This window comes from Halogranum rubrum (assembly GCF_900114455.1).
GTDB classification, from domain to species: domain Archaea; phylum Halobacteriota; class Halobacteria; order Halobacteriales; family Haloferacaceae; genus Halogranum; species Halogranum rubrum.
The window spans coordinates 182,891-205,395 of the sequence record NZ_FOTC01000004.1 but is presented as its reverse complement, the minus strand read 5'-3'; the positions used below and the strand labels follow the sequence as shown (position 1 = coordinate 205,395).

The window sequence follows — 22,505 nt, the reverse complement described above, 5'->3', positions numbered from 1 at the left end:
CTCCCTCCTTCGACGAAAACGAGTACCGACGCCTACACGCGAATAGTGGGAACAGTAGTTGTGAGTGAATCGTGGAGAGACCGCTGGACAGTACGACACGCCAGTGCTCGCTCACGACCGGACTACGTATCGGAGAAACAGCAGGTGAACGATGCTCAGATGAAGTTCTGCTCGGCAGACGGAGATGCCGTCTCGAATCGGTCGCTCGACAACGTAGAGATATCGACGAGTGAGGCTTCGCCGTCGACGATGAGTTCGGCGACCAGTTTGCCCGTCGCGGGCGCGTGCATGAACCCGTGACCCGAGAACCCGACGGCGTTGACGAACCCGGGGAGCGTCTCTTCGATGATCGGATTGGTGTCCGGCGTCATCGCGTAGAGGCCGGTCAGTCCGTTCGTAACCGCGGAGTCGGGGCCGAAGTATCCACAGACGTCGGCGACGCCTTCGAGTGCTTTCATCGTCCACTCTAAGCCGATTTTCTGTGGGAAGTTGTCGGGGTCTGCGGGTGGATGGTCGTCGAAGTGACCGCCGATAGCGGCGACGTCGTCTTCTTCGGGTCTGAACACCGCACCGGAGTCAAGGTCGATAGTCAGAGGGACGTACTCGGGGAGCGGTTCGTCCGGTCTCGCGAAGGCCAACCGATGTAACTCCGGTGTGATCGGTAACTCGACTCCAGCCATCGCCGCAACGTTGCCTGCCCACGGACCAGCGGCGTTGACGACGTACTCCGCGTCGAGTTTTCGCGTCGGCGTCTCGACACCGACTACCGCCCCATCTTCGACGCGGATGTCGACGACTTCGTCGACGAGGAACTCGACGCCGAGTTCGCGAGCGCGGTCGGCGTAGCCCGTGAGTGCGAGGTTCGGGTCGACGAACTCGTCGGAAGCAGAGTACGACGCCGCGACGAACTTGTCGGTGTAGAGTTTCGGGCAGTACTCGGCCGCCTCCTCGGGTGTCAACAACTCCGTGGTCGCACCGAAGGCGTTCTGCATCCCCACGTCACGACGTAACTGTTCGGCCGTCTCTTCGGTCCGTGCGAGAAAGAGATAGCCGATACGGCGGCGGCGGATGTCGGTGTGGAACTCGTCTTCGAACGTATCCCACACCTGCTTGCTCGCCAACGAGAGTTCGACGTTTACGGACGTCGAGAACTGGACTCGAATGCCACCTCCCGAGCGACCAGTGCTCCCGGCGCCGACGTGAGACTTCTCGATTACGGTCACGTCGACGTCGCGCTCGGCCAAATGGCAGGCAGTTGCCACTCCGATGATGCCGCCACCGATGACTAGGGCTTCCATCGCCAGTACTCTCTCAGGTCGGTGACTAAACAGTTGCTATGTGAGAACGAGACACAAACCCGCTCGTTATATGTGCACTCGAATCGACCTCGTTGGTATGCCGACCGAAGCGTGGCGAGCAGAGTTTCCAGCACTCGCCGAAGAGGGTCGAACACACCTCAACAACTGTTCGGCCTCGCCGATTCCGTATCGAGGACTCGCTGCCCGTCGCGAGTGCGAACGCGTCTGGGTCAAGTCGGGAAACCCGTGGGAGACGTGGCTCGCGAAAGTGAACCAAGCGAAAGCGCAGTTTGCGGCGCTCATCAACGCAGAACCCGAAGAGATTGCCGTCCTCTCGTGTGCCACGCAAGCGTTCGCGCAGGTGGCGAGTGCCCTGGAGTACGACGAGCGGAGTGACATCGTCACGAGCGATTTGGAGTATCCGACGCTGCCGCAGTTTTGGCGAGCACAAGCGAAGCGAGGAGCGACACTCCGCGTCGCCAACTCGGTCGACGGGACAGTCGTCCCGACCGACCGGTACGAAGCAGAACTGAGTGAAGAGACGCTCATGGTCTGCGGGTCACACGCGTACTCGTTCACCGGCGGGCTGATGGACGTCGAGGCTGTCGCCGACGCGGTTCACGAGGTCGGTGGCTATCTCTTCTTGGACGCGTACCAATCGGTCGGCGTGGTGCCTATCGACGTCAAAGCCCAGAAGATAGATATGCTCGTCGCGGGCACGCTCAAATTCCTCCTCGGCGGGCCCGGCATCTCGTTTCTCTACGTCGACCACGACCTCGCCAACGAACTCGAACCGTTCAATATGGGCTGGTTCGGCGTCGACGACATCTTTGACGGTGAGACGGAAAATCCACAGTTCGCCGATGGCGCACGACGGTTCGAACTCGGAACGCCTCCAGCACCGAACGCCTATCAAGCGAGCGCGGGCATGGACCTCATCGAGGAGGTGGGAGTCGACACAGTCCGAGAACGCGTCGTCGAGTACACTCAACAACTGATCGATGGGGCAATCGACCGAGGGTACGACGTCCATTCGCCAGTCGACCCCGACCAGCGAGGTGGTGTCGTCAACGTACAGGTCGAGACTCCCGAGCGCATCGAATCGTCACTGCTCGACGCTGGGTTCAACGTGAGTTCCCGTGCCGGTGGCATTCGCCTGTCGCCACACTTCTACAATACGCCCGAGGAGATGGACGCCGTTCTCGACGCTATCGTCGAATTCGATAGGTAAACACAACAGTCATGCAACCACACGAAGAGAGGCAGTCGATGGAATCGGCTCTACGGACGCAGGCAGAGATTCTCGCCTCGCACTCGACCGACATCGGTGCTGGCGATGCAGTCCTCATCATCGCTCCACACGCGGCCGAAGACCTCGTCGTCGCGCTCTACGACGAAATCGCACGCCGGGATGCGACGGCGATGACCGTGACGAAGAACCCTCGTTTCGAGCGCGCGTATCTCACTGCGACCAGTGAACCCGCTCTGGAACCGCACCTCCTGTCTGCGATAGAGCGCTCGGACGTCGTCATCACGATTAGAGGAGCGACGAACACACACGAGACGAGCGACGTCGACCCCACGAAACGGGCGGCGTACGAGAGCGCACGACAAGCGATTCGGGAGGCCAGACTCGCATCCCGGTGGGTGACGACACAGTACCCGACGCCCGCAGACGCACAAGCCGCGTCGATGAGTACCGCGGAACACCGCGCGTTCGTCTGGGACGCGACCAATCGCGACTGGGACGAACAGGGACGACAGCAGCAGCAACTAGTCGACCTCCTCGACGCGGCAGCAGACGTTCGTATCGCGACTGGCAACGGAACCGACCTCTCGATGAGCGTCGCGGGAATGCGGGTGGTCAACGACTACGGACAACACAACATGCCTGGTGGTGAGGTCTCGACCGCACCAGTCGTCGAGAGTGTCGAAGGGACCGTCGTCTTCGACAAACCACTCGTCGCACAGGGACACGAACTGCGGGACGTCTCGCTCTCGTTCGTCGACGGCGTCGTAACCGAGTATGCAGCAGAACGCAACGAAGACGTGTTGGCCGCTGTCCTCGACACGGATGCAGGTGCGCGTCGAATCGGTGAACTCGGAATCGGAATGAACCGAGATATCACACAGTTCACCTACAACATGCTCTTCGACGAGAAGATGGGAGATACCGTTCATCTCGCACTCGGGCAAGCATACGAGCAGACAGTCGGACCGGCACACGTCCGAAACGACAGCGCGATTCACATGGACATGATCGTCGACATGAGCGACGATTCAGTCATCGAATTCGACGGCGAACCCGTGCAACGAGACGGGACGTTCGTCTTCGAAGATGGCTTCCAGGAGTGAAGAGACGTACCGAGATCTCAAACGTCCTGAGCAGTTACGCGACTGTGACCCCGATTTGACGAAGGGTGTGTCGATGATCATCGCCACCGTGAGTGCCGAGGTTTCGCTGCGCCAGGAGTAGCTGCTGTCGACCCGCCGAGAGAACTTCGAGGGCGTCCGGTTTGTAACAGGAGCCTTGAGTTAGCAGGACCGTCTTCGCACGACAAAAATATAGTCTAGCTAGTTCTGTACACCTGGTTGAATTCCAGAAGTCGTTTTTGAGCACGAATGACGTTGTGTATCATATATACAAGATACTGGGGAGAGAGATAAGAGTGACTTCAGCATGGGTTAGAGAAATAGAGTGCCGAATAATCAACGAAAGCAAGAAATATAGACCTAATTTAAACAGTATCAAGAATTTGCCTAACATAGCAGATGACAACCGGAGAGGATATAGCTCGATTTGGGGTAGAGCTATACAGAGAAATTAAACAGAGTGAGTTAAATCTTTGAAAGGGTCTACACACTGTCTGTATAGCGACTCAGTCTCGCGAGAAGCGCGTCTTTCACGGTGGCCTCCGTTCAGGGTTCTTCGAGTCCATCGACGACGCAGACCGCACAGTGGTCGGCGGAGCCAGGGCGCTGGCTGACGTCGAACACCTGTGCGACCAAGCGGTCGGCAACCTCGTGGGCGGACAGAAGCAACGCGTGACTCGCGATAGTGCTCACACGAGAGATGGACGTTTTGCTACTCGACGAGACGAGAGGCTAACGTTCCCTCCTCTACTTTAGGCCAACCTAAATTCCAAAGCAGCTATTAGGTATTAGACGAGCCTAAAGCGTATGTCAGAAGACACAGGTCAAGGTCGCGGGACGACGAGGCGAGACTATCTCCGGTACGGGAGTGTCGTCGCCACGGGTGGACTACTCGCGGGGTGCGCTGGGCAGTCTGAGGGCAACACGACACCAACAGAAGAGACGACAGAACAGACGGACACCGAGACGGAGGAGACCGAGACGGAAACCTCGACGCCGGAGGCAAGCTACTCGGTCGAGCTGTCACCGGTCGGTGAGGTGACGCTGGATGAGCCACCGACCAACGTGTTCACCCACTTCCCGTGGTTCCCGGATATGGCTAGTGCACTCGGTCAGGGTGACACCATCAACAACCTCTGGTGGGACGGAACCGTGGCGGGACTCGAGTACTTCACCGCTGGGTTCGACGAGTTCGAAATCGAGTGGGCGGACAAGGCAGGAGAGTACGGCTTCGCGAAAGAACAGTTGTACGAACTCGACAGTGACCTCCATCTCGTGGACCCCGCGTGGGTGACGTCGCAGGACAACTGGACCCGATCCGACATCGACGAGATAGCGAACAACGTCGGGCCGTGGCTCGGAAACTACTACAGCAGCTATCGCGCCTCGCCGCCAGAGGAGTGGGCCGAGGGCTACGAGTACTACAGCCTGTGGGAGTTGTTCGACCGTGTCGCAACGCTGTACGGAGAACGCGAGCGGTACGAGGCGCTCACGTCCGTCCACGACGATTTACTCGGAACTATCGAAGACGGACTGCCGCCGGAGTCAGAACGACCGACTGTCGCGTACATCTCTATTTCGACGGACCTGTCGGCCATCTATCTGCTCAGGTTGAACGCTCCCGGATACTGGAACTCCCACACTCGACCGCTCGGCGCAGTCAACGCGTTCGGCGATGCCCAGATTTCGGGGCCGTTCAAGCAAGTCGATATGGAGGCGTTGCTGGAAGCCGACCCGGACGTGATACTCGCACTGTGGACGGTGACGGAAACCTTCGATTTCGGTGCACTGAAGCAAAACCTCGAAGACGACCCCGTCGGAAGCGAGTTAGCCGCCGTCCAGAACAACCGGGTGTACCCACAGGGAACGCGGTGGCAAGGACCGCTCATGAACCTCTTTCAACTCGAAATGACTGCCAAGGAACTGTATCCCGAGCAGTTCGGCGCGTGGCCGGAGTATACGGACGGCGACCTCTATCCGGAGTTCGCTGCCGACGAACAGCTGTTCGACCACCAGCGGGTCGAAGAGATCATCAATGGAGATATCTGAATATGCGTAAACAGACAGACGTATTCGAGAAGGCCCCGACGCGGTGTGACTATCCGCGATGGTGAAGGGTCGCGCTGTCGTGCGCCCGTCGCTCGAATCAACGCTTGGACGTAGGTGACGGTTCCGCCTTCTCGTACACGTCGCCAAGTCGCTCTCTGGAACTCAGCCACGTCCCGAGTGTCAATCCGTAGATGGCGTGGCCGACGTGGAAGACGAGGACGTGTTCGGGTTCCAGTTCCTGATTCAGTACGTGTCGGAAGACGACTCGCGTTCCGAACGCTGATAGAGCGAGTCCGTACACCAACCCGACGGCGACGCCCACTGCGTCGCGGTTGACCGTCGTTCGGGCGTTGCAAACGGTAAACACCGGCCCGAACACCGCACCTGCGGCCGTGCCGTAGAGAAGATGGAGAGCGAAGCCTTCGAGCGGGTACTGTTCGGCCTCGCCGCCGCCGAGGTACTGTGCCCAGAACTCCGCGGTGGGCGGGAGTGCCCGGAATATCGGCATTCGGTACAACGTCATCACGAGGGTAGCAATGAGGCCGCCCGTGCAACCTCGGAGACACGCCCGAATCAGCGTTCCGGGCGAGAGGAAACGGTGGTCGGCGCGGGGGTGGACGTCCGAGCGGTTGACCTCGTGGGGTGGAGATTTCATCTCGCGGTCAGTCGTCGGGTGAGTAGTTAGCTCTGCCGCCACGGTGCGTCCTAGACGGTTGTCGGACTAAGCGAAGCATCTGGAAACAGTGGTTTCGGAGCGCGTTGACGTTTCTAGAGTACTACTGTTGTCTGTTCTTCTGACTCCTCCGGCTTGCATGGGGACAGTCGGTGTTTGGGTCGTGTCGAAGTGCCACCCGAAAGTCCGCAGGGCCCGGTCGACTCCGTTTCGGACTCTTTGCGGTATTCGTTCGACACTCCCGTACCGGGTGTTCCTTCGACGGACGTCCGCCGATGCCACCGCAGGTAGAGTGATTGCAGCGGAACACGAAGGGAGACTATGGCCGTGAACGAAGTGACCTTCACCGTCCGAGAACTGCAGTCCGAGGACGAGAGTCGAAGGATTCGAACGGAGTTGGAGAACGTGGAAGGAGTGATGGGCATAGAAGTCGACGACGAGAGTGGCGAGACGACCATTCGGTTCGACCACGATTTGACCTCCGAAGAGGCAGTCACGAGGGCCGTCCACGACCTTGGATACGAGATAGAGTAACCTCGACCATCGTACGCCGACCGCTGCGTTCTGACAGTGCGGCACTACAATCTGTGCTCGCTGAGGTCGTTCTCCGGACCGATGTGTGCGCTCTCCTCGCGGTTCGAGTTGCCAGTTCGTCATAGAGAACCTTGCAGATTGGCTACACGAAGAACTCTAACACCATCTCTGGTTGCTCTACTTTCACTGAGTGCGACGAGTTATCCCCTCGAACGTTGACGACTGGCCCCGTAATCGGTTGATAGAGTAGACCGATGATGTTCAGGAAGTACTCCCCGCTTGCGCTGGGTCTGAGCACGGATTTGCTGTCACCGGGTACTCAAAAGCACGACTGACCTCACAAGCGAGCGGTCGTTGATTCGACTCTGACAGGATACAGACCGAGTGCTCTCGAGGAGTGCGTTCGAAGAAGTCAACAGTCTCTCTGAGCGTCACATATGTATCAAAATCGGTATCCAGTTTCGGCTATTCGTAGTAGGGTTTTCGCTCGACCACGTCTGCGAAACCGACTGACTCGCTCACGTCAGTGACTTCGACAGTGACTCGTTCACCTTGTTCAGTGTCCGGGACGATAAGAACGTATCCACGGTCGGTACGGGCGATGCCATCGCCTTGTTCTCCGATATCTTCGATATCTACAGTTCGCTGGTCGCCTTTCTCGACCGGTGCGAGACGCTCCCGATTCTGCACCGTTTCGTGGGATGTTGGAGTGTCGTCGGTAGTGTCAGTCGCAAAGACAGCCACGCGGTGAACATCCCCCACTTGGACACCGCCTGTTGTCACTTCCTGTTTCGGCACTTCGAGAACGTACGAGTCTCGCTGCTCATCTACACGAGCACTGAAGAGACAGAGTAAGTTGTCTGGAATTTGCATCTGTAACTCTCGTCCGTAGAATTTTGTCGTTCTCATATCTTAATCTGGTGATTAGCAGCACGCGAAAGTACAATTCGGATACAAGAACGGTCACCACGAAACCGATAACTGACTGACGCGACGGATGAACTTGGAGTGATGGGTCGATTTCTTCTTGGAGACGTGTGTTTCAGGGACTATACTGGAATTGACCAGCGAGTACGCCTCGTCGACGTCCAGGCCTCTCGATGCGAGTGGGTCGGCGTCCCACCTCGCTACGCGGGAATCGGACGATACAGCTGTAAGGCGTGAGCCACTTGACCGAGCAACAACAGCTCGACAGAGGTAATTGGACCACTCGAAGGTTCGGTCGACACTGGCACGGCCTACTTAACCAACGAATCTTTGCCGTCGGCGTCTGTGTTGGTTAACACGACGTGACCATGTCCGACTCCCTACCAACGCTTCCGGAGGAGATACCAGGCAGTATCGCCGAGAAACTTACCGACCAGTCTCCGAACGTGCTTCGAGATATCGCTCGATACGCCGACGAATTCGCCGAGCATCGCGAACGCGAAGCGCAACTCACAGAATGGGACGGGCAGGACGGACAAGATGAATACGTCGAAGCGGAATCAGACGATTTCCCCGACGACGTTCCCTCGAAAGCGACAATCACGGTGAAAGACATCAACGACAACCGCTACTACTACTGGCAGTGGCGCGAGGGAGAGAAAGTCAAGTCGAAGTACAAAGGACCGGTTGGGTCGGAGAGGTAGTTGGCGAAGATGTGTAGGAGTGTAGTTTCACCTGGTTCTCGAGCAACGCGCTACTCGTAGTCGTCCGAAAGTACATCGTGGACGGTATCGTCTGCGGAGAGACTAGCCACGTTCGGTAGTCCACGTGTGCAGCCACTCGGTAGCGAGAGTAAGTGAAAGGTCATCTCTCCTACCACTGCGAACGAGAGACAACTGACCCAAGAAGTCCAACTATTTCAGTCTCGTAGCAGGAGTGTCTATTCACGATGGCTTCCCCAAGCTGAGTCGAGTCGCTGTCGACGACGACGTAGCCGTGTTCGACCTCTGCGATACCGTCTTCCCCTCGCCGCGTGTTTCGATCGTATCCTCACAACTCACACTCCTCGACGAGCGGCCCCTCCTGTTTCTGTGGTTGCTCGCTAGAGACGCATCTGACGATGCAGCGACGAGTGGGGTCAGTCTGTTCCGAGCGTCACTGTTCGGTCGGTACACGCTTTGAGATACTCCAGAGTAGCGTGTTCTTGACGAGACACAGGGTCATCGGTGCCGAGTTCGTCGCTTTCGAACGCGTTGAGGACCGAGCATCGTGCCCTGGCACAGTACGCAAGGAGCCGGTTGACGTCGCTCTCTTCGTGTTGAAACCCGATGGTGGTGTCGTTGACGAAGACGGCAACGGGACTCTGTGGAGCACGGTCGAGGAGGCGTTCGGCACCGGTGGCGTTCTCTCTCGCAAGCTGAAGTAGCTCTGTTTCACTCGTGCTTTCGGCCCTCGGTGCGCGTGCGTCCAAGACGCTGTAGCACACTTCGTCGGGGATGTCGGTGAATCGTGAGAGCCGTCGACCCAGGATTCGCCCGCCGTGTTCGTACTCCGGGCCGAATTCGAACACTACGACAGCATCGGGAGAGTGCGCAGAGACCCACTCGTCGAGTGCACGAGCCGTCAATCGGGTCTTACCGACGTTGGACGGACCGGTCACCAGTGTTGACCCAGAGAGTGGAAACGGCAGACCGTCGTTCATGCGAAGACTTCCTCCTGGCCAAACTTGACACCGAGACCGACCGTGGGCGAACCGAGTACGACGGTGAACACGAGGACGAACAGCGTCGTTGGGTCGCCGACCCCGCTTGCGACCTGCTCGCGAACGAACGATGCTGCGAGAACGGACGTGACCCCGACGAGAACCAGACCACCGACGTTGGCTGCCCGAGAGTTCTGGACTGAAACGACGTCGGGTTTGTTCAGGAGATAGAGGACGAGAACGAGCGCGAACGGCGTCCCGACGAGTCCGAACGCCAAGACGAGTACGAGAAGCGGGAAGAACGAACCGCCGACGAACACACCGCCCGCACTGAGCAGCGCGACAGCGGCGAGCAGACTCCGGTATCGATAGTCCGAGACGTCAGTCTCCCAGCCGAGTTTGTCAGCGACGAGATACGGCGGCACCACGGTGTTACCTCCGAGCGTGGAGACGGACGCTCCCCAGAGACCGAGGAGGAACAACCACTCTGCGTTGGCACCGACCAGTGGCCCCAGCGCTTGCGACGCTGAGATCGCAGTCAACTCCGCCGCTTGGACCCCGGACGTGTGGAGGACGCCCGCAGCCACGAGGAAGATGGCAAGGCTATAGACGCCGAATGCGACGAGCATCGAGGCTCCGATATCGAACGTCGCGAGACCGTAGTTCTCGCGAGTCCACTCGCGCGCTCGCATCGTGTACGACTGCATCGTGACGAGCGTGATATGTACGGCACCACCGAGGATACCTGCTGCGACGAGTGCCTTGTCGACTCCGCCGTCGATGGTCGGAACCAGCCCGCTCACTGCTGCACCCGAGTCGAGAGGAACGATGAGCGCTGAAGCGAGGAAGGCGACGACGACTATGCTGACGAGTACCTTGGCGCCGACCTCGATAACACGGTAGCCGCGACCAGCGAGGCCGACTGCAAGCACGACCGCCCACGCGACGGCCCAGAGTCGTCCGTCGATACCGGTCACGGTCTCAGAGACACTGGCGACCGTCTTCATGATGACGAGTTGTGCGAGCCCAGCTGCAAGGACGACGTCGGCGACGAGAAGCCAAGCCCACTTTCCACCGAGCGCCGACTCGACGACCGAGACGATTCCCGACTCGGTTAGGAGCCCGAGTCGCATCGCGAGATACTGTGCGGTTGCACCGAGAATCGCAGAGAGGATAACGACCCAGAGGAGGTCGTAGCCGAACGTCGCACCCGCTGTGAGGAGACTCGCCATCGTCGCTGGACCGGCGGCGACGGCGCCGGCAACCCACGACGGACCCATCTCGGTGAGATGGTGACCGAGTCTGCCACGGGTGGAGGCCCACACATCGTACCGCGTTTCTTCGCTCATGGATATCGACTCGTCGGTCTACTATAATAGCATTATCGGTTGAGAATATTACCAAGTAATCACACCTGTTTCTTCGTGAGAGTCATCGAGAGCACGTGGCTAGAATCGATTACGAGTTACTCGGGGTCGAAAAATATTGAGTTAGCTACTGTCCGCGTTAATAATATAATTATCACCATATAACCCTAGATATAACCCAACTGTGCTGCACATGATACTGTGGTAAGATGACAATAGAACGTCGAAAGTTTTTGGGGACGCTCGGAAGCCTCGCAGGCGCAAGCGTCTTCAGCTCACAGGCCAGCGGTCACGAGAACAACGACGAGAAAGACGAACAGACAGCTCTTCCGGACGCCCTCGACGGTGATACCGAGTACGATCCGGACTTCCTCCAGAACGACGATCTCCTCGACAACGACGAACTCGAGAAGCTCCTACGGTCTATCGAGAACGTCTCTGTCACGACGATCGGCGAATCGAATCAAGGTCGACCGCTCTGGGAGGCATCCGTCGGAAGCGGACCGACCGACGTGATGGTGATCGCACAACAGCACGGCGACGAGTTGATAATGGCCGAGGGGACCATCGCGGCGTTGCAGTATCTGGCGTGTGCTGACACCACTGCAGTCAAGAAAGTTCGGAAGGAACTGACGGTCCATCTGGTCCCTCGAGTGAATCCGGACGGCTTCGTCGCTCGACAGCGATACAACGTCGATACGGACGCACCTGCGGCGGCCGGTGCCGACATCTTCGGAGCGGATATCGGGATCTTCGCCGCCGACACCCCGTTCGTCGGTTGGGACGTCAATCGGTATCACTGGCCCGAGTGGGAGGATAGCGACTTGTACCAGAGCTATCCCGAGAAGTTCCCCGAAAATCCCGTTCCGGAGGCAGTGGCCGTCGACAGTCGGGTCGAAGACCTCGATACCGAGTGGATCATCGACTTCCACCGTCAAGGCGAGTACGTCGTCGACGAGGACTTGAAGTTCGTCGACCGTCAGCAGTACATCGACGGCGAACTCGGTGAGGAAGAGATGTACCCCCCAGACCCTAACGACCCGGGTGCCGGTCACATCGTCACGTCGTCGCTGTTCTGGCCGATCAACGAAGACGTGCCAGAGGATGCACGAAATCTCTCGAAGCAACTCGTCTATACGATGTACGACGCGATAACGACCGAGAGCGACACCGACGTGCTGACAGTTGGCGACGAGCACACTCCGAACTCGACGTGGTATCCTGGCGGGACTTACGCCGGTATCGCGCGAAACGGCTTCGGTCTTCGGGGTATGGGAAGCGTCCTCTTCGAAGTCTCTGCGGGGACGCTCGGTGATCGTCTCTACCGAATTCAGCACGTCGCCGAGGCGTTCCTCACAGCGGTGAAAGCGACGGCCGATGGCTCGCTGACCGACGTCGACCCTTCGAAGGTCGAAGAGATTCCGGGTCGTGGAAGTAGCGTGACCGTCGAGGGTGAAGCGGACCGCTACGTAGAGTAGGCCTCTCTCGACCGATTTCACTCTTCGAGCGTAGTCACTTCCCAATCAGGAGACCACCCGCTCGACATCCGATAGTACACACTGAGTCGCTTTCGCTAGCCGAATAAGAGTCGGACTACTATAGTCTGACCGCACCGGACGAGTAGCGAGTAGTGACTTTCAATTTACAATTACAGTCCTATTTTTGTAAACATTCGGGATATGTGTTCTAACTCCCAGGCGGATACGAGTGGATTCGTGTTAAATTTCGTATAGTTATCTGCGAGTCTGCGGTGGTCGATTACAGAGTTTGTTACCAGTTCTCGTAAGTTAGTAGCCTACGCCACAGTCCGAGCAGAGATATCATGTGAACAGAGTTCTTCTCTTTAATAATATCAATTACAAAAGTCAGAGCAATTTCTTGTTTCATTGTCAGTTATTAATGGTACACTTATCCGAATAAAAGTGGAGTATAGAGCAGTACTAATAACCGTCTCACGAGATTCACTCGCCGCTGCCGTCTACAATCGGTCAGAAGCTATCGAACGATGAGACGTCTGCTGTGAATTCGAGCAGACCGACGAGATAGAGCGAACGGCGTCGGTACCGTCACCGGTACCGGTGCCGACTATCGGTCTACCCGGTGGCGAAGCGTCTCGAAGCCGTGTACGAGACCATCGGCCAGTGACTGCGCGTCGGTGAGGAACTGGTGGAGACGGTCGTGTCGTGTGAGGTTGTAGTAGACGACTGGTTCCGGGGAGAACTTCGCCTTGTACCCACAGAGGCGTCGCATGTTCGCTCCGACCAGGTCGTACTGCTCGATACCACGGTCACGGGCGGCCTGCATGATGTGCCAGTCTAAGAGGTCCGTCGTGGGAGCGTCCCCACCGTACTTGACGCCGCCCTGCCACCGATAGATGACGTCCTCGGTCTCGAGCGTCACAATTCCCGAGACCATCTCACCGTCCATCTCGGCGACGTACGCGCGGACAGCGCCCTCGGGAAGTCGGCTATAGCAGTCGGCGACGAACGGTACCGGCATCGGATACGATTCGTCCTGTTCGTGATGTCGACGCTCGACTTGCCGAATGATTCGTTTGACGTCGGTTTTGTCACCCTCTCGAACCGTCACACCGGATTCCTCGGCGTCGCGGACGTTCGTCCGTGCGTCGCGGCTGAACGACGCCAGCAAATCGTCCGGGTCCGGCGTGAGGTCGAGGAAGTACGTGTAGAACGGCGTAGCGTCGTAGCCGTTCCACTGGAACGTACGTACGTCGCTAACCACTGGTCCTGCACGGATATGGACGTACGATGGGTCGACGTGTTCGTCGAGCCACGTCTGGACGGCGTCGACGAACTCGGTTCTGTTCCGTTCGGTCTTTCGTCGTTTCATCCCACCCGGTGGGGCGAACACCGGCCCGAGCGGGAAACTCTCGACGAGTCGCGGTGGACTCCTGACGAGTGTCCTTCCCCGCGCCGAACGTTCGTACAGTGGGACGAGCGCGACGGGTTGGTTTCCGTTGTAACCGACGAGCGGATGGAGTCGGCACCCCGAGTAGTCCGCGACGGTCTGTAATCCCTCCCAGCGATGGAAAGGGTTGGTACCGGGGAACCGGTCTACGTAGTCGTTCCAAGTCGTTGATTCACTTTCGTCGATGCGGGAGATGGAGATACTCATTGTGGGTTGTGTGTGTCGGACATATCGATGTTCGGAGACGATGCTAATATAGTTCGGGGACGGTGTCGAGGTTCGTACCGAGTGGCGTGTGACATGCTGTGAGCGCTCCCGGTCATAGATAACCGAGGTCGGCGAGTCGGTTCTTGACGTGGGCCGTCGACCGTCCGTGTGAGTCGTGGGCCGCCCGTGGGTACGTCTCGGTGCCGGGAGCGGTGAACCCGGGGAGGACGTCGCCGTCCATCCGGTCCGACAACGGGACACCGAGCGACGACAACACCGTCGGCGCAACGTCGAGGAGGTGAGTGTCGGTCAGATTGGTCGCGGGAGCGTCGGGGCCACCGACGGCGACGAAGCCGTAGCGCTTGTGATTCCACGGTTCGTGTGGTGGGACGAACACGTCGCCCCCGACTCGTGCACTCGCGAGGTGGTCGAACTCACTCGGGACGGTGACGATGTCCACCGCGTCGTCGAGTTCTGGACCGTGAAACACCTCCTCGCGAGGGAGAACCGACTCGAAGACTAACTCTCCGTCCGGCGTCTCGACGTTTCGGAGCGTCGTCATCAACTCGGCACGGACAGACTCGTACTGAGCGGGGTCGACGACACCTTCGGGTTCTCGGCCGGCGACGTTGAGTCGAATGCCGAGTTCGACCGGAAGTCGACAGTACGCCGTCGACGCCGCGAAGTCGACAGTCTCGTTCGCGCCCGTCTGTCGGCGGACGCTGTCAGGGACGACCCGCATCGCCGCTTCGAGTAAGCCGACACGGTCGAGAAGGGTGGCGACTCGTGCCGGCGAGAGACCGACCGCACCGGCCGTGTCGAGCGCCCGTGTGGTGAGACTCGGGTCCACCGACGTCGTCGACTCGCCCGCGTCGGCACGCAAGTTGTCTCGCCAGATGGGGACCCACGACGGCGAGTCCCCTTCGCGAGTCGTCTCAACGTATCCCTCACGCCGGAGGAACTCGTTGACACAGAACTCGTAACCGTCGTAGGGACCGATGCCGTGGTCGGAGGCGACGACGACGAGGTTCGGGTCACAGGCGGCGAGCGTCTCGCCGAGTTCGTCGTCGATGGCGCGATAAACCGTCTCCAACAGGTCACGGTCACCGGGGAAGTCGTGGACGACGGTGTCGGACTGTTGGAACTGGACGAATCCGAAGTCGGGGTCGAATCGGTCGGCGAGATATCGAAACGCCGCCCCTCGCGAACGAACGAGTGCGGTGTACTCCGCACGTCGTTCCTCGCGGTCGGCGTCGGCGAACTCGGTGCTCCCGTAGACGGTGTACTCACCGATGGCCTCCCGAACGTCGTCGAGGATGCCCTCGGGGTGGCACGGCGGGTCTTCCGGTGCCGTGAACCCCGGAACCACCGCCCCGTCGATTGTGGCAGGCGGACAGGTGACGGGGACGTTGACGACGACACTCGACAGACCGTGTGCATCGAGGAGTTCCCAGAGCGACGGTTCACGGACGGCGTGGGCGTCGACGACGTCCCAATCGTAGCCGTCGTACGTGAGAAAGCTGTACGCGCCGTGGCGTCCCGGGTTTGTCCCTGTGTAGAGCGAGGGCCAGGCACTCGGCGTCCACGGTGGCAACTGTGATTCGAGTGGACCGCTCGTCCCGTCCTCGACGAGCGATGCGAGAGCAGGCAGCGCACCTGCTTCGAACAGCGGGTCCAACACCGGTCCGCAGGCGGCGTCGATACCGACGAGTAACGTATCCATCACTGGTCCTCCACGTTGTCGAGAGAGATATTCGAGAAGTTCTCGGGCAACCGTTCTATCCCGTCGTGGTCGTCGTCGAGGACCGATGTCTGACCGGCGTACCGTTTAGCGAGATGCGTGGTGAGCGGCATCCGAAGCATGCCGAGGAGGATGTATAGCTCGAACTGTCGGTTCCCGTTGACCATGTGGTCGCGGTAGCACTCCAACACCCCCTCGCGGGAAAGATACGGGAGCGACTCGATGACCGCCCAGTTCTGGACGAGCGTCTCGATGCCGAAACTCTCGGTCTGGAGGAGTTTGGCGTGCGGTGTCCACGGACCGTAGCCGAGGTACTGCTTCGGCGGTTCGCCGGGCAGCAGTTGGCGACGGAGCGATGTCGCTCGGGCAGCGGCGTACTGAATTGGGAACGGCCAAGAGACTGCGATACCGGTTCGTGCGTTGGGGATACTGGCGAGGTCCGGCGCGATACGGCTGAGTGCGGCGTTGATAATGTTCCGTCGAAGTTGGTAGCGCCACGGCATCGCCAGCGAGAGTTCGATGAGACGGTTGTCGAGAAACGGGGTCCAGTGTGGCATCGTCTTCGTCAACCCGTAGTAGAACAGGTCGGGGTCGTTCGACATCGGATAGAACTCCCAGCACGCCGCCAGTTCCGACAACGAGGGGTAGCACACGCCTCGGTACTCGATTCCCTCGCTGGTCCTGCGGAGGTCCGGACGGATCACGTCTGCGAGCGACCCGCTCTCCGAGAGGTACTCGGGAAACGGTTGATCGACGACGTCGAGGAAATCCTCGATGCTCTCGATGGATGTCTCTACTGGAAGGTCCAAGTCACCCAGGGGGCCGAACTGAACCGACTGTTTCGGAATCGCCCCGCCTTTGAAGAACGTATCGGCGTACAGCCCGGAGACCAACACGTCACACTCCTCGCGGAGTTTGGTGTGAAAGCCGGTCGTGTGTGCCTGGTCGAATCGACCGTAGAAGTTCATCATCGCCGGGTTGACGTCGAGTGCGCGACGGTGGTGGTCGCGTTCACGACGTAACCAGACGTAGGGGACGCCGGCGATCTCTGCGGACTGCTTTGCGACTCGCGTCTCGGGGCCCTCCCAGTCGGACATGTGATAAGCGGTGGCGGACGACGGAGGCGACGCCACCAGGAGGCGCGAGTCGCTGCCGCCGCTCAAGAGGACGCCGTGTCGCTTGTCCGGGCGGTTGTAGTCGTCCATCACCGTCTGAAATCGCTCGACGAATCGGTCGACGAACCACGAGAACGGCTTGTCGAGCGGTCGGTACCGAGGCTTCCAGTAGCGCCGGCGTGTCGGCTGCTCCCCAGAGACGTACGTCTCGACAGTTCCTGGTGGGACCTCCTCGATACCGGTGAAAGGAGTCAGACAGCCACTGACACGGCCCGTCGTCAGATACTCCGCCATCAGTCGCCCGTCGACCGGGGCGTCCGCGATTCGAGCGAGATGCTGGAGGTCAGTCGAGAACACTACGCCGTCGCCACTCGACGCCGTGTAGAGAGGATGGCTGCCGAGGTTATCCGTGGCGACGTGGAAATCACCGTCGAGATGGTCGTAGACCAGCACCAGAAACCGACCGTTGAGACGGTCGACGAATTCGGTGCCGTATTTGTCGTAGAGGTCCGCACACACCTCCACCGAACGCGACGGGTCCGTCGCGACGTACCGCTCGGCTTCGTAGCCCCAGACCGTCCCCCAGAGCCACAGTGAAGCCGTGTCGTCGGCTGTGGTGGCGGGGGGGTCAGTCTCCATCCTCCGATGAGTCGTGCTCGCCACGGTGAGTTCGCCGTCATCAGTCGCGGTCCGTGTGGCACCCGTCCACCTCGGACTCGAGAGCGAGTCTCGGACGATAGGGTCTTCGGTGCCGAAGCACCCACACAAGCCTACGTCTCCGACAACAGCAGTTGAGAGGCTGTCTACCATACCTCTCCGACAACCACCAAGAGAGGCTTTGTTATACGTCTCTTATAGAACCGTTCCCCACTGTTTCGTTCGCTTCTACCGACTTAGTGGGAGAACAGATTCGATATAGAGAGGATTTCGGAGGCGGTGTAATCGACGTGATTCACAGACCTCCGACACGCTGTAAGTGTTATCCAGCCACTCCAGGAACGACAGACCGTGCGTATCGGAGGAGTGTACGACGAACCGACGGGTGTGCAACTAAGACGAGTCCGTATATCGTGCTTCCTAGCAGGACGAACCCGAGTAAAACAGTAATCGATTCGATAGTAACGAATCTGTCGAGTACGAAGAGAACTACGCCCATCACCGTCGCAGCGACCCCACACCAGCCGAGTTCGAGAGTCGGAGCCGTCAACGGAACGAGGTCATCGAGATACCAGACCCGGAGAATCGTCCCGACGGTGAACGAGAGCGTCGTCGCCAACGCCGCACCGATGAGACCGATCTGGACGACCAGGACGACGTTCAACACGAGGTTGAGCACAATCGAGACGATAGTCGCACGGGCGACGAGGTTCGGACGGTCCAGTCCGAGCAGTGTCCGGCCGACGATTGACTGCACCGCCGCGGGCGCCTGCCCTGCAATGAGGACGACGAGGACGAGCGAGGCTCGCTCGAACTCGCTACCGAAGATGAGCCGGAGACCGTCGGCCCCGATGACGAGCGCCCCGACGACGGCGGGGATAACGAACAGTAACGCCGGCACGAACGTCGCACTCACCAGTCGGCCCACACGGTCTCCGGCTCCTTCGGCGTCCCACGCGCTCGCTTGTGGCATGATGGCGAGACCGATAGAGCCGGCGAGCAGCGTCGTCGCCCCGGCGACACGCCAAGCCACCTCGTACGCTCCGACGTCGCTCTGGGCGAGAAACACCCCGATGATCAGTACGTCCATCCAGTTGTGAACCTGGAGACCGACGGTGGGTATCGCGTTGTACTTCGCGTACTCCAACAGCGAGTCGGCGTCGTCCTTCGTCGGGGTCGCAGGTGCCGGACGAACCTTCACCAGCGCCCAGAGGTCCGAAACGGTCAGTCCGAGAAGCACCCCGACGACGAGCGCTTCGGCACCCAATCCGCTCCAGACGAGGACTGCGGCCACGCCGTATTGGACCGCAGTCTCGGCGATAGTGAGGCTCGCGAGTTCGCCGGTTCGGAGTTCTCCGCGAAGTGCGGCGTTCAGGAGTCGTTGGGCGACAGAGAGACCCAGAGCGACGACGAGTGTGAGTGCGAGGTCGGCCCCGAGAAACCCTGCGGCGACGTCTCGAAACAGGACGAGGCCGAGCGAGAGGACGCTGGCGATACCGCCCATCAACATCGCCCCCGTCCAGAAGACACTTCGGCCGCTGCCCGCGCTCAGGCGCTTCTCGACGGCGGTCGAAAGACCGATGTCTGAGACCAACACGAGCATCGACAACGCCGCCTGAAACAGGAAGAATACGCCGAGGTCGGCGCTCCCTAGTGCGCGGGCAAAGTACGCCAGCGCCGCGAAGTTCAGGACCATCGTCGCGATACGGCCCACGAACAGCCGAACCGACGAAGACGAGACGCTCATTCTACTGCGCTGGCGAGTCGGGCAATTTGGTTCGGACGATCGACGGGAAGGGCGAGAACCGAACGTGCGAGGTCGGTAGCGACGGGAAAGTCGTCGGGCGTCACGTCACGCGGGAGTCGTGGCCACACGAACGCATCGGGAACTTCTCGTGCGCGTTGCAAAGCGTCGTCGACGACCACCGGGAATATCCACGGGCAGACACCGGGCGTGAGGTCGTACATCGGCGCGGTGTCAAGCGTCGCCGACCACCGTTCGTATCCGTCGCGGCGACGATGGACGATCGACTCGGCCGAGAGAACGGAGAGCAGTTTGGCGGTCAACCACGACAGTGGTTCGTCGTCGGCCGCGTAGGCCCGCATCGACTCGTACGGTGTCGGTGGGGCCGGCCACGTCGTCTCCTCACAGTCACCGGACGCGGGGTTCGATCGAGCTATCTCTGGTCGAGGCTCGTGGGTGGTTTCGGACTGTTGGAGTGAGGGGTTGGTAATCCAGTTAGTGAGAAAACATGCGTCGGTGAGCGAGGGTCGGTCTGCGACGCCGAACGACGAGTCGTCGAGTGCTGTCGTCGATTCCGAGAACACCACCGCTCCGTTCGGAACTGGGAGGCTCTTGTGGAGGCTGGTGAACCCAAACGCGTCAGTCGTGCCGAGCAGTCGGCCGCCGGGGGCACTCAACGCCGCATGAGAGTTGTCTTCCACGACAGGCACGCCAGCGTCGGCCGCTATCTCTCGAATCGCCGCGGCGTCCGGTTGCTCGAACCCGAAGTAGTGGACGAGTACGACGGCGATAGTGTCTTCGTCGATACGAGTTATGAGGTCGTCAAGGTCGGCCCCGAACCGCTGAGTCATACGGTGGTATCGTGGTTCGACACCGCGTTCACGGAATGGTTCGACGAGGCCGTGAGGGACCGCCGCGGGGAGGACGACGTTGTCACCGGGGTTGCCACCCAGGGAGTCGAGTATCGCTCGAACGATAACCTTTCCAGCCCCACAGTAGTCCGCAGTAGGTGATGCGTCGGCGAAAACTTCGGTGACAGAGTGGCCGTATTCCACCGACTCGCCGCCGCCGAACAATCGAGCGAACCCGGCCACGAACGAAGTCGCTCGGTTCGACCCGCTGGTCGCAAGAGAGAGAGTCATGCTCAGTTGGACGATGCTCTTTCTTATGGTTGTTACGGAATGTTGCACATCTGTCAAGAGTGGGTAAACATCTCGTTTTTCGATTACTGTCTCGATTTATTTGGTAAGCTGCCTCGGAGGTCTGGCTCAGAAACCTGCGAGTTTAGCTCTATCTAAGAGTGAAGCGAAACGAGATAGAAGTACGCCGTGTAGTTCACGTCGGGAGTCACCCCCTCAGACAAGAAGTAGACTCTTGGCACCATCTCTGCTCTCGAATCGTCGTTGGTAGCGTCACATCGGTGAGTACAGTGGACACTTTTTCGATCATATATTTTCAAGCAGTGTGCCAAAATGACTATTGAGAGGACGGCACAAGAAAGGGGTATGCTCCAGTGGACCGATACGGAGACGAGACCACCGCAAGATGCCGACGGAAACTACTTCTGTTATCGGAAGTGCGCAGACGGAACGCCTTGTCGAAAGATATCGAGAGTACCGGGGATGCCTTGTCACGTTCATTTCGATCAGCCGCCGATGACGCAGATTCGGACGGACGAGTAGCCAGGACAACTGTGAAACAGCGTGTGCCGAACAGGGTGTGAAAGGATAACTGCGTCAAATCGGACGAGCTTCGAGAGACGAGGGACCGACACAGTCCCAACAGTCTCGGTGGTCGCCCACGGCACTTGAACCGATGCAGAACTCGTCGACTCCACTAACGCCGTCACAAGAGGCTGCACTTGGGCTTGTCATGCAAGGTGCCGATGGCGACGAGACGATCACGCACGAGACAGCAACCGACCTCCTCGCTGCAGGCGGTTTCGAGCGACCAGAAGCATGGGACCTCCTCGAACAGTTGTTACTGAAAGGGTACATCGACGAATCGACAGATGAGCTTCGACTCACCGGGTGAAACGTCGACGGCCATCGACCAAGACACAGAGCGCTCACCGTCTTACTGGCAGGCAAATTTCGTTAGACACGCGAAAGGTATCTTGTCTACTCATCCCACAGCGTTGCGACGCGCTCTTCGATCTCGTCGAGGACGAGCCGAAGCACGTCCCGATAGTCAGTTGCCCACGAGGCATCGTCGCCGGGCGTCGGAGCAGTGGGTGGAGGATGGAGATGGTCTCGAGTATTGTGAGGGTTCGGGTGACGGTCCCACCGACACTCCCAGCTCGACTCTGGATGGACCTCTCGATAGTGAATTTTGAAGTCGTCGTTCGTGTACCAGCGGACGGTCAGACTCGCCTCCTCGACGGCTTCCGGATAGTACGACGGTGTGAGTGTGACGCTGAGTTCGAGATGCCCGCTCTCGTCCGTAACTATCGCCTGTGCAACCTGCGCCGTCGCTCGGAGACGCGTCTGAAGAAACTCGAGAGTCGGGAGATCGATAGGTGCAGGGCTCGCTCCGTCTCCTGCTGGTGGGACCATCGATACAGCTACCCGGATGCTTGCTCGGTCTCGCCACTAGCGAGTTGTTGGCGAGCTCGCTCGTAGCGCGTGCGCTCTTCGCGCGCCGTCGCCCAGTCGGCGAGGTCGCTGTACACGTCGTCTATCGTTCGATTGGTCGTCTCCGAGATGGCGACGGCGTCGACGGCAGCAGGCGTCGACGCCTCGTACATCGCTTCGTAGTCGTTGATCTGCGCCATCAACTCTTGGACGCGCTGCTGGAGGTCTTCGACGGAGTGTTCGGCCGCAAGCTGGTTGATGCGGCGCCACTCGAAGTACGCGTCGTTGCGCTCGTACGTGGCTGGATGACCGTCGTGACGTGTGACGATACCGAGGTCGGTGAACCAGCCCAGATACTTCCGAGCAGTCTTCGGGTCACAGTCGGCCCGCGTGGCGATGGTGCTTGCCGCCGTCGGTTCACGAGTCTGGAGAATCGTACCGTAGATACGCTGCTCGACGTCGTCACCACGAAAGGCATCCTCGAACGGCGGTGGACTATCCGGAGACTCGCTGTTGGGCATACTGTACGATTACACGGTTGAGTACATAATTCTTACTTCGAGGAATAATGTCTGTTCGTCGTACGCAGTCTCGTTTGTCACTGAGGCGGTGCATAC

At 59.4% G+C, this 22,505-nt stretch carries 21 protein-coding genes; 8 read left to right on the top strand and 13 right to left on the bottom strand.

Annotation, left to right across the window (positions count from 1 at the left end):
* Window positions 1-155 precede the first annotated feature (155 nt).
* Entirely contained in the window at window positions 156-1,298 is a 1,143-nt protein-coding gene (locus tag BM083_RS16895; RefSeq protein WP_009377438.1) for an NAD(P)/FAD-dependent oxidoreductase, read from the bottom strand.
* A gap of 97 nt (window positions 1,299-1,395) precedes the next feature.
* Here BM083_RS16895 and BM083_RS16890 point away from each other — a divergent pair, with 97 nt between their 5' ends.
* The 3 genes from BM083_RS16890 to BM083_RS23465 are packed head-to-tail and all read left to right on the top strand — an operon-like array spanning window position 1,396 to window position 3,774.
* Window positions 1,396-2,529 carry an aminotransferase class V-fold PLP-dependent enzyme gene (locus tag BM083_RS16890; RefSeq protein WP_177197675.1) on the top strand — a complete coding sequence of 378 codons (1,134 nt, stop codon included), beginning with the start codon at window positions 1,396-1,398 and terminating at the stop codon, window positions 2,527-2,529.
* Window positions 2,530-2,567: 38 nt separating this feature from the next.
* On the top strand, window positions 2,568-3,653 hold the full coding sequence (locus tag BM083_RS16885) for an aminopeptidase (protein ID WP_089870853.1): 1,086 nt from the start codon (window positions 2,568-2,570) through the stop codon (window positions 3,651-3,653).
* Window positions 3,637-3,774, top strand: a complete 138-nt coding sequence (locus tag BM083_RS23465) for a hypothetical protein (RefSeq protein ID WP_177197674.1) — start codon at window positions 3,637-3,639, stop codon at window positions 3,772-3,774. The genes BM083_RS16885 and BM083_RS23465 overlap by 17 nt, the downstream gene beginning before the upstream one ends.
* Window positions 3,775-4,217: 443 nt before the next feature.
* Here BM083_RS23465 and BM083_RS23460 read toward each other — a convergent pair whose 3' ends face one another.
* On the bottom strand, window positions 4,218-4,364 hold the full coding sequence (locus tag BM083_RS23460; RefSeq protein ID WP_177197673.1) for a hypothetical protein: 147 nt from the start codon (window positions 4,362-4,364) through the stop codon (window positions 4,218-4,220).
* 114 nt (window positions 4,365-4,478) lie between these two features.
* On the opposite strand from BM083_RS23460, the gene BM083_RS16880 reads away from it, so the two are divergent.
* A complete protein-coding gene (locus BM083_RS16880) occupies window positions 4,479-5,720 on the top strand; it encodes an ABC transporter substrate-binding protein (protein WP_089870851.1) in 1,242 nt (413 codons plus the stop codon).
* A 97-nt stretch (window positions 5,721-5,817) separates the two neighbouring features.
* Here BM083_RS16880 and BM083_RS16875 read toward each other — a convergent pair whose 3' ends face one another.
* Entirely contained in the window at window positions 5,818-6,375 is a 558-nt protein-coding gene (locus BM083_RS16875) for a hypothetical protein (protein ID WP_089870848.1), read from the bottom strand.
* 339 nt (window positions 6,376-6,714) lie between these two features.
* Between BM083_RS16875 and BM083_RS16870 the strand changes: the two genes are divergently transcribed.
* The gene (locus tag BM083_RS16870) at window positions 6,715-6,927 is read left to right on the top strand and encodes a heavy-metal-associated domain-containing protein (RefSeq protein WP_089870845.1); all 213 of its coding nucleotides are present in this window, start codon (window positions 6,715-6,717) and stop codon (window positions 6,925-6,927) included.
* 465 nt (window positions 6,928-7,392) lie between these two features.
* Here the strand turns inward: BM083_RS16870 and BM083_RS16865 are convergent, their stop codons facing one another.
* Entirely contained in the window at window positions 7,393-7,800 is a 408-nt protein-coding gene (locus tag BM083_RS16865) for a TRAM domain-containing protein (protein WP_089870961.1), read from the bottom strand.
* A 422-nt stretch (window positions 7,801-8,222) separates the two neighbouring features.
* Here BM083_RS16865 and BM083_RS16860 point away from each other — a divergent pair, with 422 nt between their 5' ends.
* The gene (locus BM083_RS16860; RefSeq protein WP_089870843.1) at window positions 8,223-8,558 is read left to right on the top strand and encodes a DUF6788 family protein; all 336 of its coding nucleotides are present in this window, start codon (window positions 8,223-8,225) and stop codon (window positions 8,556-8,558) included.
* A 434-nt stretch (window positions 8,559-8,992) separates the two neighbouring features.
* On the opposite strand, the gene BM083_RS16855 is transcribed toward BM083_RS16860, so the two are convergent.
* Window positions 8,993-9,556, bottom strand: a complete 564-nt coding sequence (locus BM083_RS16855; RefSeq protein ID WP_089870841.1) for a hypothetical protein — start codon at window positions 9,554-9,556, stop codon at window positions 8,993-8,995.
* Window positions 9,553-10,905, bottom strand: a complete 1,353-nt coding sequence (locus BM083_RS16850; protein ID WP_089870839.1) for an NRAMP family divalent metal transporter — start codon at window positions 10,903-10,905, stop codon at window positions 9,553-9,555. Before BM083_RS16850 ends, BM083_RS16855 begins: the two co-directional genes overlap by 4 nt.
* Window positions 10,906-11,132: 227 nt before the next feature.
* Here BM083_RS16850 and BM083_RS16845 point away from each other — a divergent pair, with 227 nt between their 5' ends.
* Entirely contained in the window at window positions 11,133-12,401 is a 1,269-nt protein-coding gene (locus tag BM083_RS16845; protein WP_245756923.1) for a M14 family zinc carboxypeptidase, read from the top strand.
* Between the two features lie 607 nt (window positions 12,402-13,008).
* Here BM083_RS16845 and BM083_RS16840 read toward each other — a convergent pair.
* From BM083_RS16840 to BM083_RS16820, 5 genes are all read right to left on the bottom strand, one after another.
* Window positions 13,009-14,058 carry a lipid II:glycine glycyltransferase FemX gene (locus BM083_RS16840; protein ID WP_089870837.1) on the bottom strand — a complete coding sequence of 350 codons (1,050 nt, stop codon included), beginning with the start codon at window positions 14,056-14,058 and terminating at the stop codon, window positions 13,009-13,011.
* A gap of 112 nt (window positions 14,059-14,170) precedes the next feature.
* Entirely contained in the window at window positions 14,171-15,781 is a 1,611-nt protein-coding gene (locus BM083_RS16835; RefSeq protein ID WP_089870835.1) for an alkaline phosphatase family protein, read from the bottom strand.
* Window positions 15,781-17,553, bottom strand: coding sequence for an asparagine synthetase B family protein (locus BM083_RS16830; RefSeq protein ID WP_177197672.1), 1,773 nt, complete (start codon window positions 17,551-17,553; stop codon window positions 15,781-15,783). The genes BM083_RS16835 and BM083_RS16830 overlap by 1 nt, the downstream gene beginning before the upstream one ends.
* A gap of 340 nt (window positions 17,554-17,893) precedes the next feature.
* Entirely contained in the window at window positions 17,894-19,318 is a 1,425-nt protein-coding gene (locus BM083_RS16825; RefSeq protein WP_089870830.1) for an oligosaccharide flippase family protein, read from the bottom strand.
* Entirely contained in the window at window positions 19,315-20,457 is a 1,143-nt protein-coding gene (locus BM083_RS16820; protein WP_089870829.1) for a DegT/DnrJ/EryC1/StrS family aminotransferase, read from the bottom strand. Before BM083_RS16820 ends, BM083_RS16825 begins: the two co-directional genes overlap by 4 nt.
* 730 nt (window positions 20,458-21,187) lie before the next feature.
* On the opposite strand from BM083_RS16820, the gene BM083_RS16815 reads away from it, so the two are divergent.
* Window positions 21,188-21,349, top strand: a complete 162-nt coding sequence (locus BM083_RS16815; protein WP_245756922.1) for a hypothetical protein — start codon at window positions 21,188-21,190, stop codon at window positions 21,347-21,349.
* An 86-nt stretch (window positions 21,350-21,435) separates the two neighbouring features.
* On the opposite strand, the gene BM083_RS16810 is transcribed toward BM083_RS16815, so the two are convergent.
* On the bottom strand, window positions 21,436-21,870 hold the full coding sequence (locus BM083_RS16810; protein WP_089870824.1) for a toxin-antitoxin system TumE family protein: 435 nt from the start codon (window positions 21,868-21,870) through the stop codon (window positions 21,436-21,438).
* 8 nt (window positions 21,871-21,878) lie between these two features.
* The gene (locus BM083_RS16805) at window positions 21,879-22,409 is read right to left on the bottom strand and encodes a DUF7342 family protein (RefSeq protein ID WP_089870823.1); all 531 of its coding nucleotides are present in this window, start codon (window positions 22,407-22,409) and stop codon (window positions 21,879-21,881) included.
* Window positions 22,410-22,505: the final 96 nt, after the last annotated feature.

What these genes read in the sequence shown, in the direction of transcription:
- BM083_RS16895 (WP_009377438.1), bottom strand. Translation starts at nt 1,298, where the DNA reads ATGGAAGCCCTAGTCATCGGTGGCGGCATCATCGGAGTGGCAACTGCC.
- BM083_RS16890 (WP_177197675.1), top strand. Translation starts at nt 1,396, where the DNA reads ATGCCGACCGAAGCGTGGCGAGCAGAGTTTCCAGCACTCGCCGAAGAG.
- BM083_RS16885 (WP_089870853.1), top strand. Translation starts at nt 2,568, where the DNA reads ATGGAATCGGCTCTACGGACGCAGGCAGAGATTCTCGCCTCGCACTCG.
- BM083_RS23465 (WP_177197674.1), top strand. Translation starts at nt 3,637, where the DNA reads ATGGCTTCCAGGAGTGAAGAGACGTACCGAGATCTCAAACGTCCTGAG.
- BM083_RS16880 (WP_089870851.1), top strand. Translation starts at nt 4,479, where the DNA reads ATGTCAGAAGACACAGGTCAAGGTCGCGGGACGACGAGGCGAGACTAT.
- BM083_RS16875 (WP_089870848.1), bottom strand. Translation starts at nt 6,375, where the DNA reads ATGAAATCTCCACCCCACGAGGTCAACCGCTCGGACGTCCACCCCCGC.
- BM083_RS16870 (WP_089870845.1), top strand. Translation starts at nt 6,715, where the DNA reads ATGGCCGTGAACGAAGTGACCTTCACCGTCCGAGAACTGCAGTCCGAG.
- BM083_RS16865 (WP_089870961.1), bottom strand. Translation starts at nt 7,800, where the DNA reads ATGCAAATTCCAGACAACTTACTCTGTCTCTTCAGTGCTCGTGTAGAT.
- BM083_RS16860 (WP_089870843.1), top strand. Translation starts at nt 8,223, where the DNA reads ATGTCCGACTCCCTACCAACGCTTCCGGAGGAGATACCAGGCAGTATC.
- BM083_RS16855 (WP_089870841.1), bottom strand. Translation starts at nt 9,556, where the DNA reads ATGAACGACGGTCTGCCGTTTCCACTCTCTGGGTCAACACTGGTGACC.
- BM083_RS16850 (WP_089870839.1), bottom strand. Translation starts at nt 10,905, where the DNA reads ATGAGCGAAGAAACGCGGTACGATGTGTGGGCCTCCACCCGTGGCAGA.
- BM083_RS16845 (WP_245756923.1), top strand. Translation starts at nt 11,133, where the DNA reads ATGACAATAGAACGTCGAAAGTTTTTGGGGACGCTCGGAAGCCTCGCA.
- BM083_RS16840 (WP_089870837.1), bottom strand. Translation starts at nt 14,058, where the DNA reads ATGAGTATCTCCATCTCCCGCATCGACGAAAGTGAATCAACGACTTGG.
- BM083_RS16835 (WP_089870835.1), bottom strand. Translation starts at nt 15,781, where the DNA reads ATGGATACGTTACTCGTCGGTATCGACGCCGCCTGCGGACCGGTGTTG.
- BM083_RS16830 (WP_177197672.1), bottom strand. Translation starts at nt 17,553, where the DNA reads ATGGAGACTGACCCCCCCGCCACCACAGCCGACGACACGGCTTCACTG.
- BM083_RS16825 (WP_089870830.1), bottom strand. Translation starts at nt 19,318, where the DNA reads ATGAGCGTCTCGTCTTCGTCGGTTCGGCTGTTCGTGGGCCGTATCGCG.
- BM083_RS16820 (WP_089870829.1), bottom strand. Translation starts at nt 20,457, where the DNA reads ATGACTCTCTCTCTTGCGACCAGCGGGTCGAACCGAGCGACTTCGTTC.
- BM083_RS16815 (WP_245756922.1), top strand. Translation starts at nt 21,188, where the DNA reads ATGCAAGGTGCCGATGGCGACGAGACGATCACGCACGAGACAGCAACC.
- BM083_RS16810 (WP_089870824.1), bottom strand. Translation starts at nt 21,870, where the DNA reads ATGGTCCCACCAGCAGGAGACGGAGCGAGCCCTGCACCTATCGATCTC.
- BM083_RS16805 (WP_089870823.1), bottom strand. Translation starts at nt 22,409, where the DNA reads ATGCCCAACAGCGAGTCTCCGGATAGTCCACCGCCGTTCGAGGATGCC.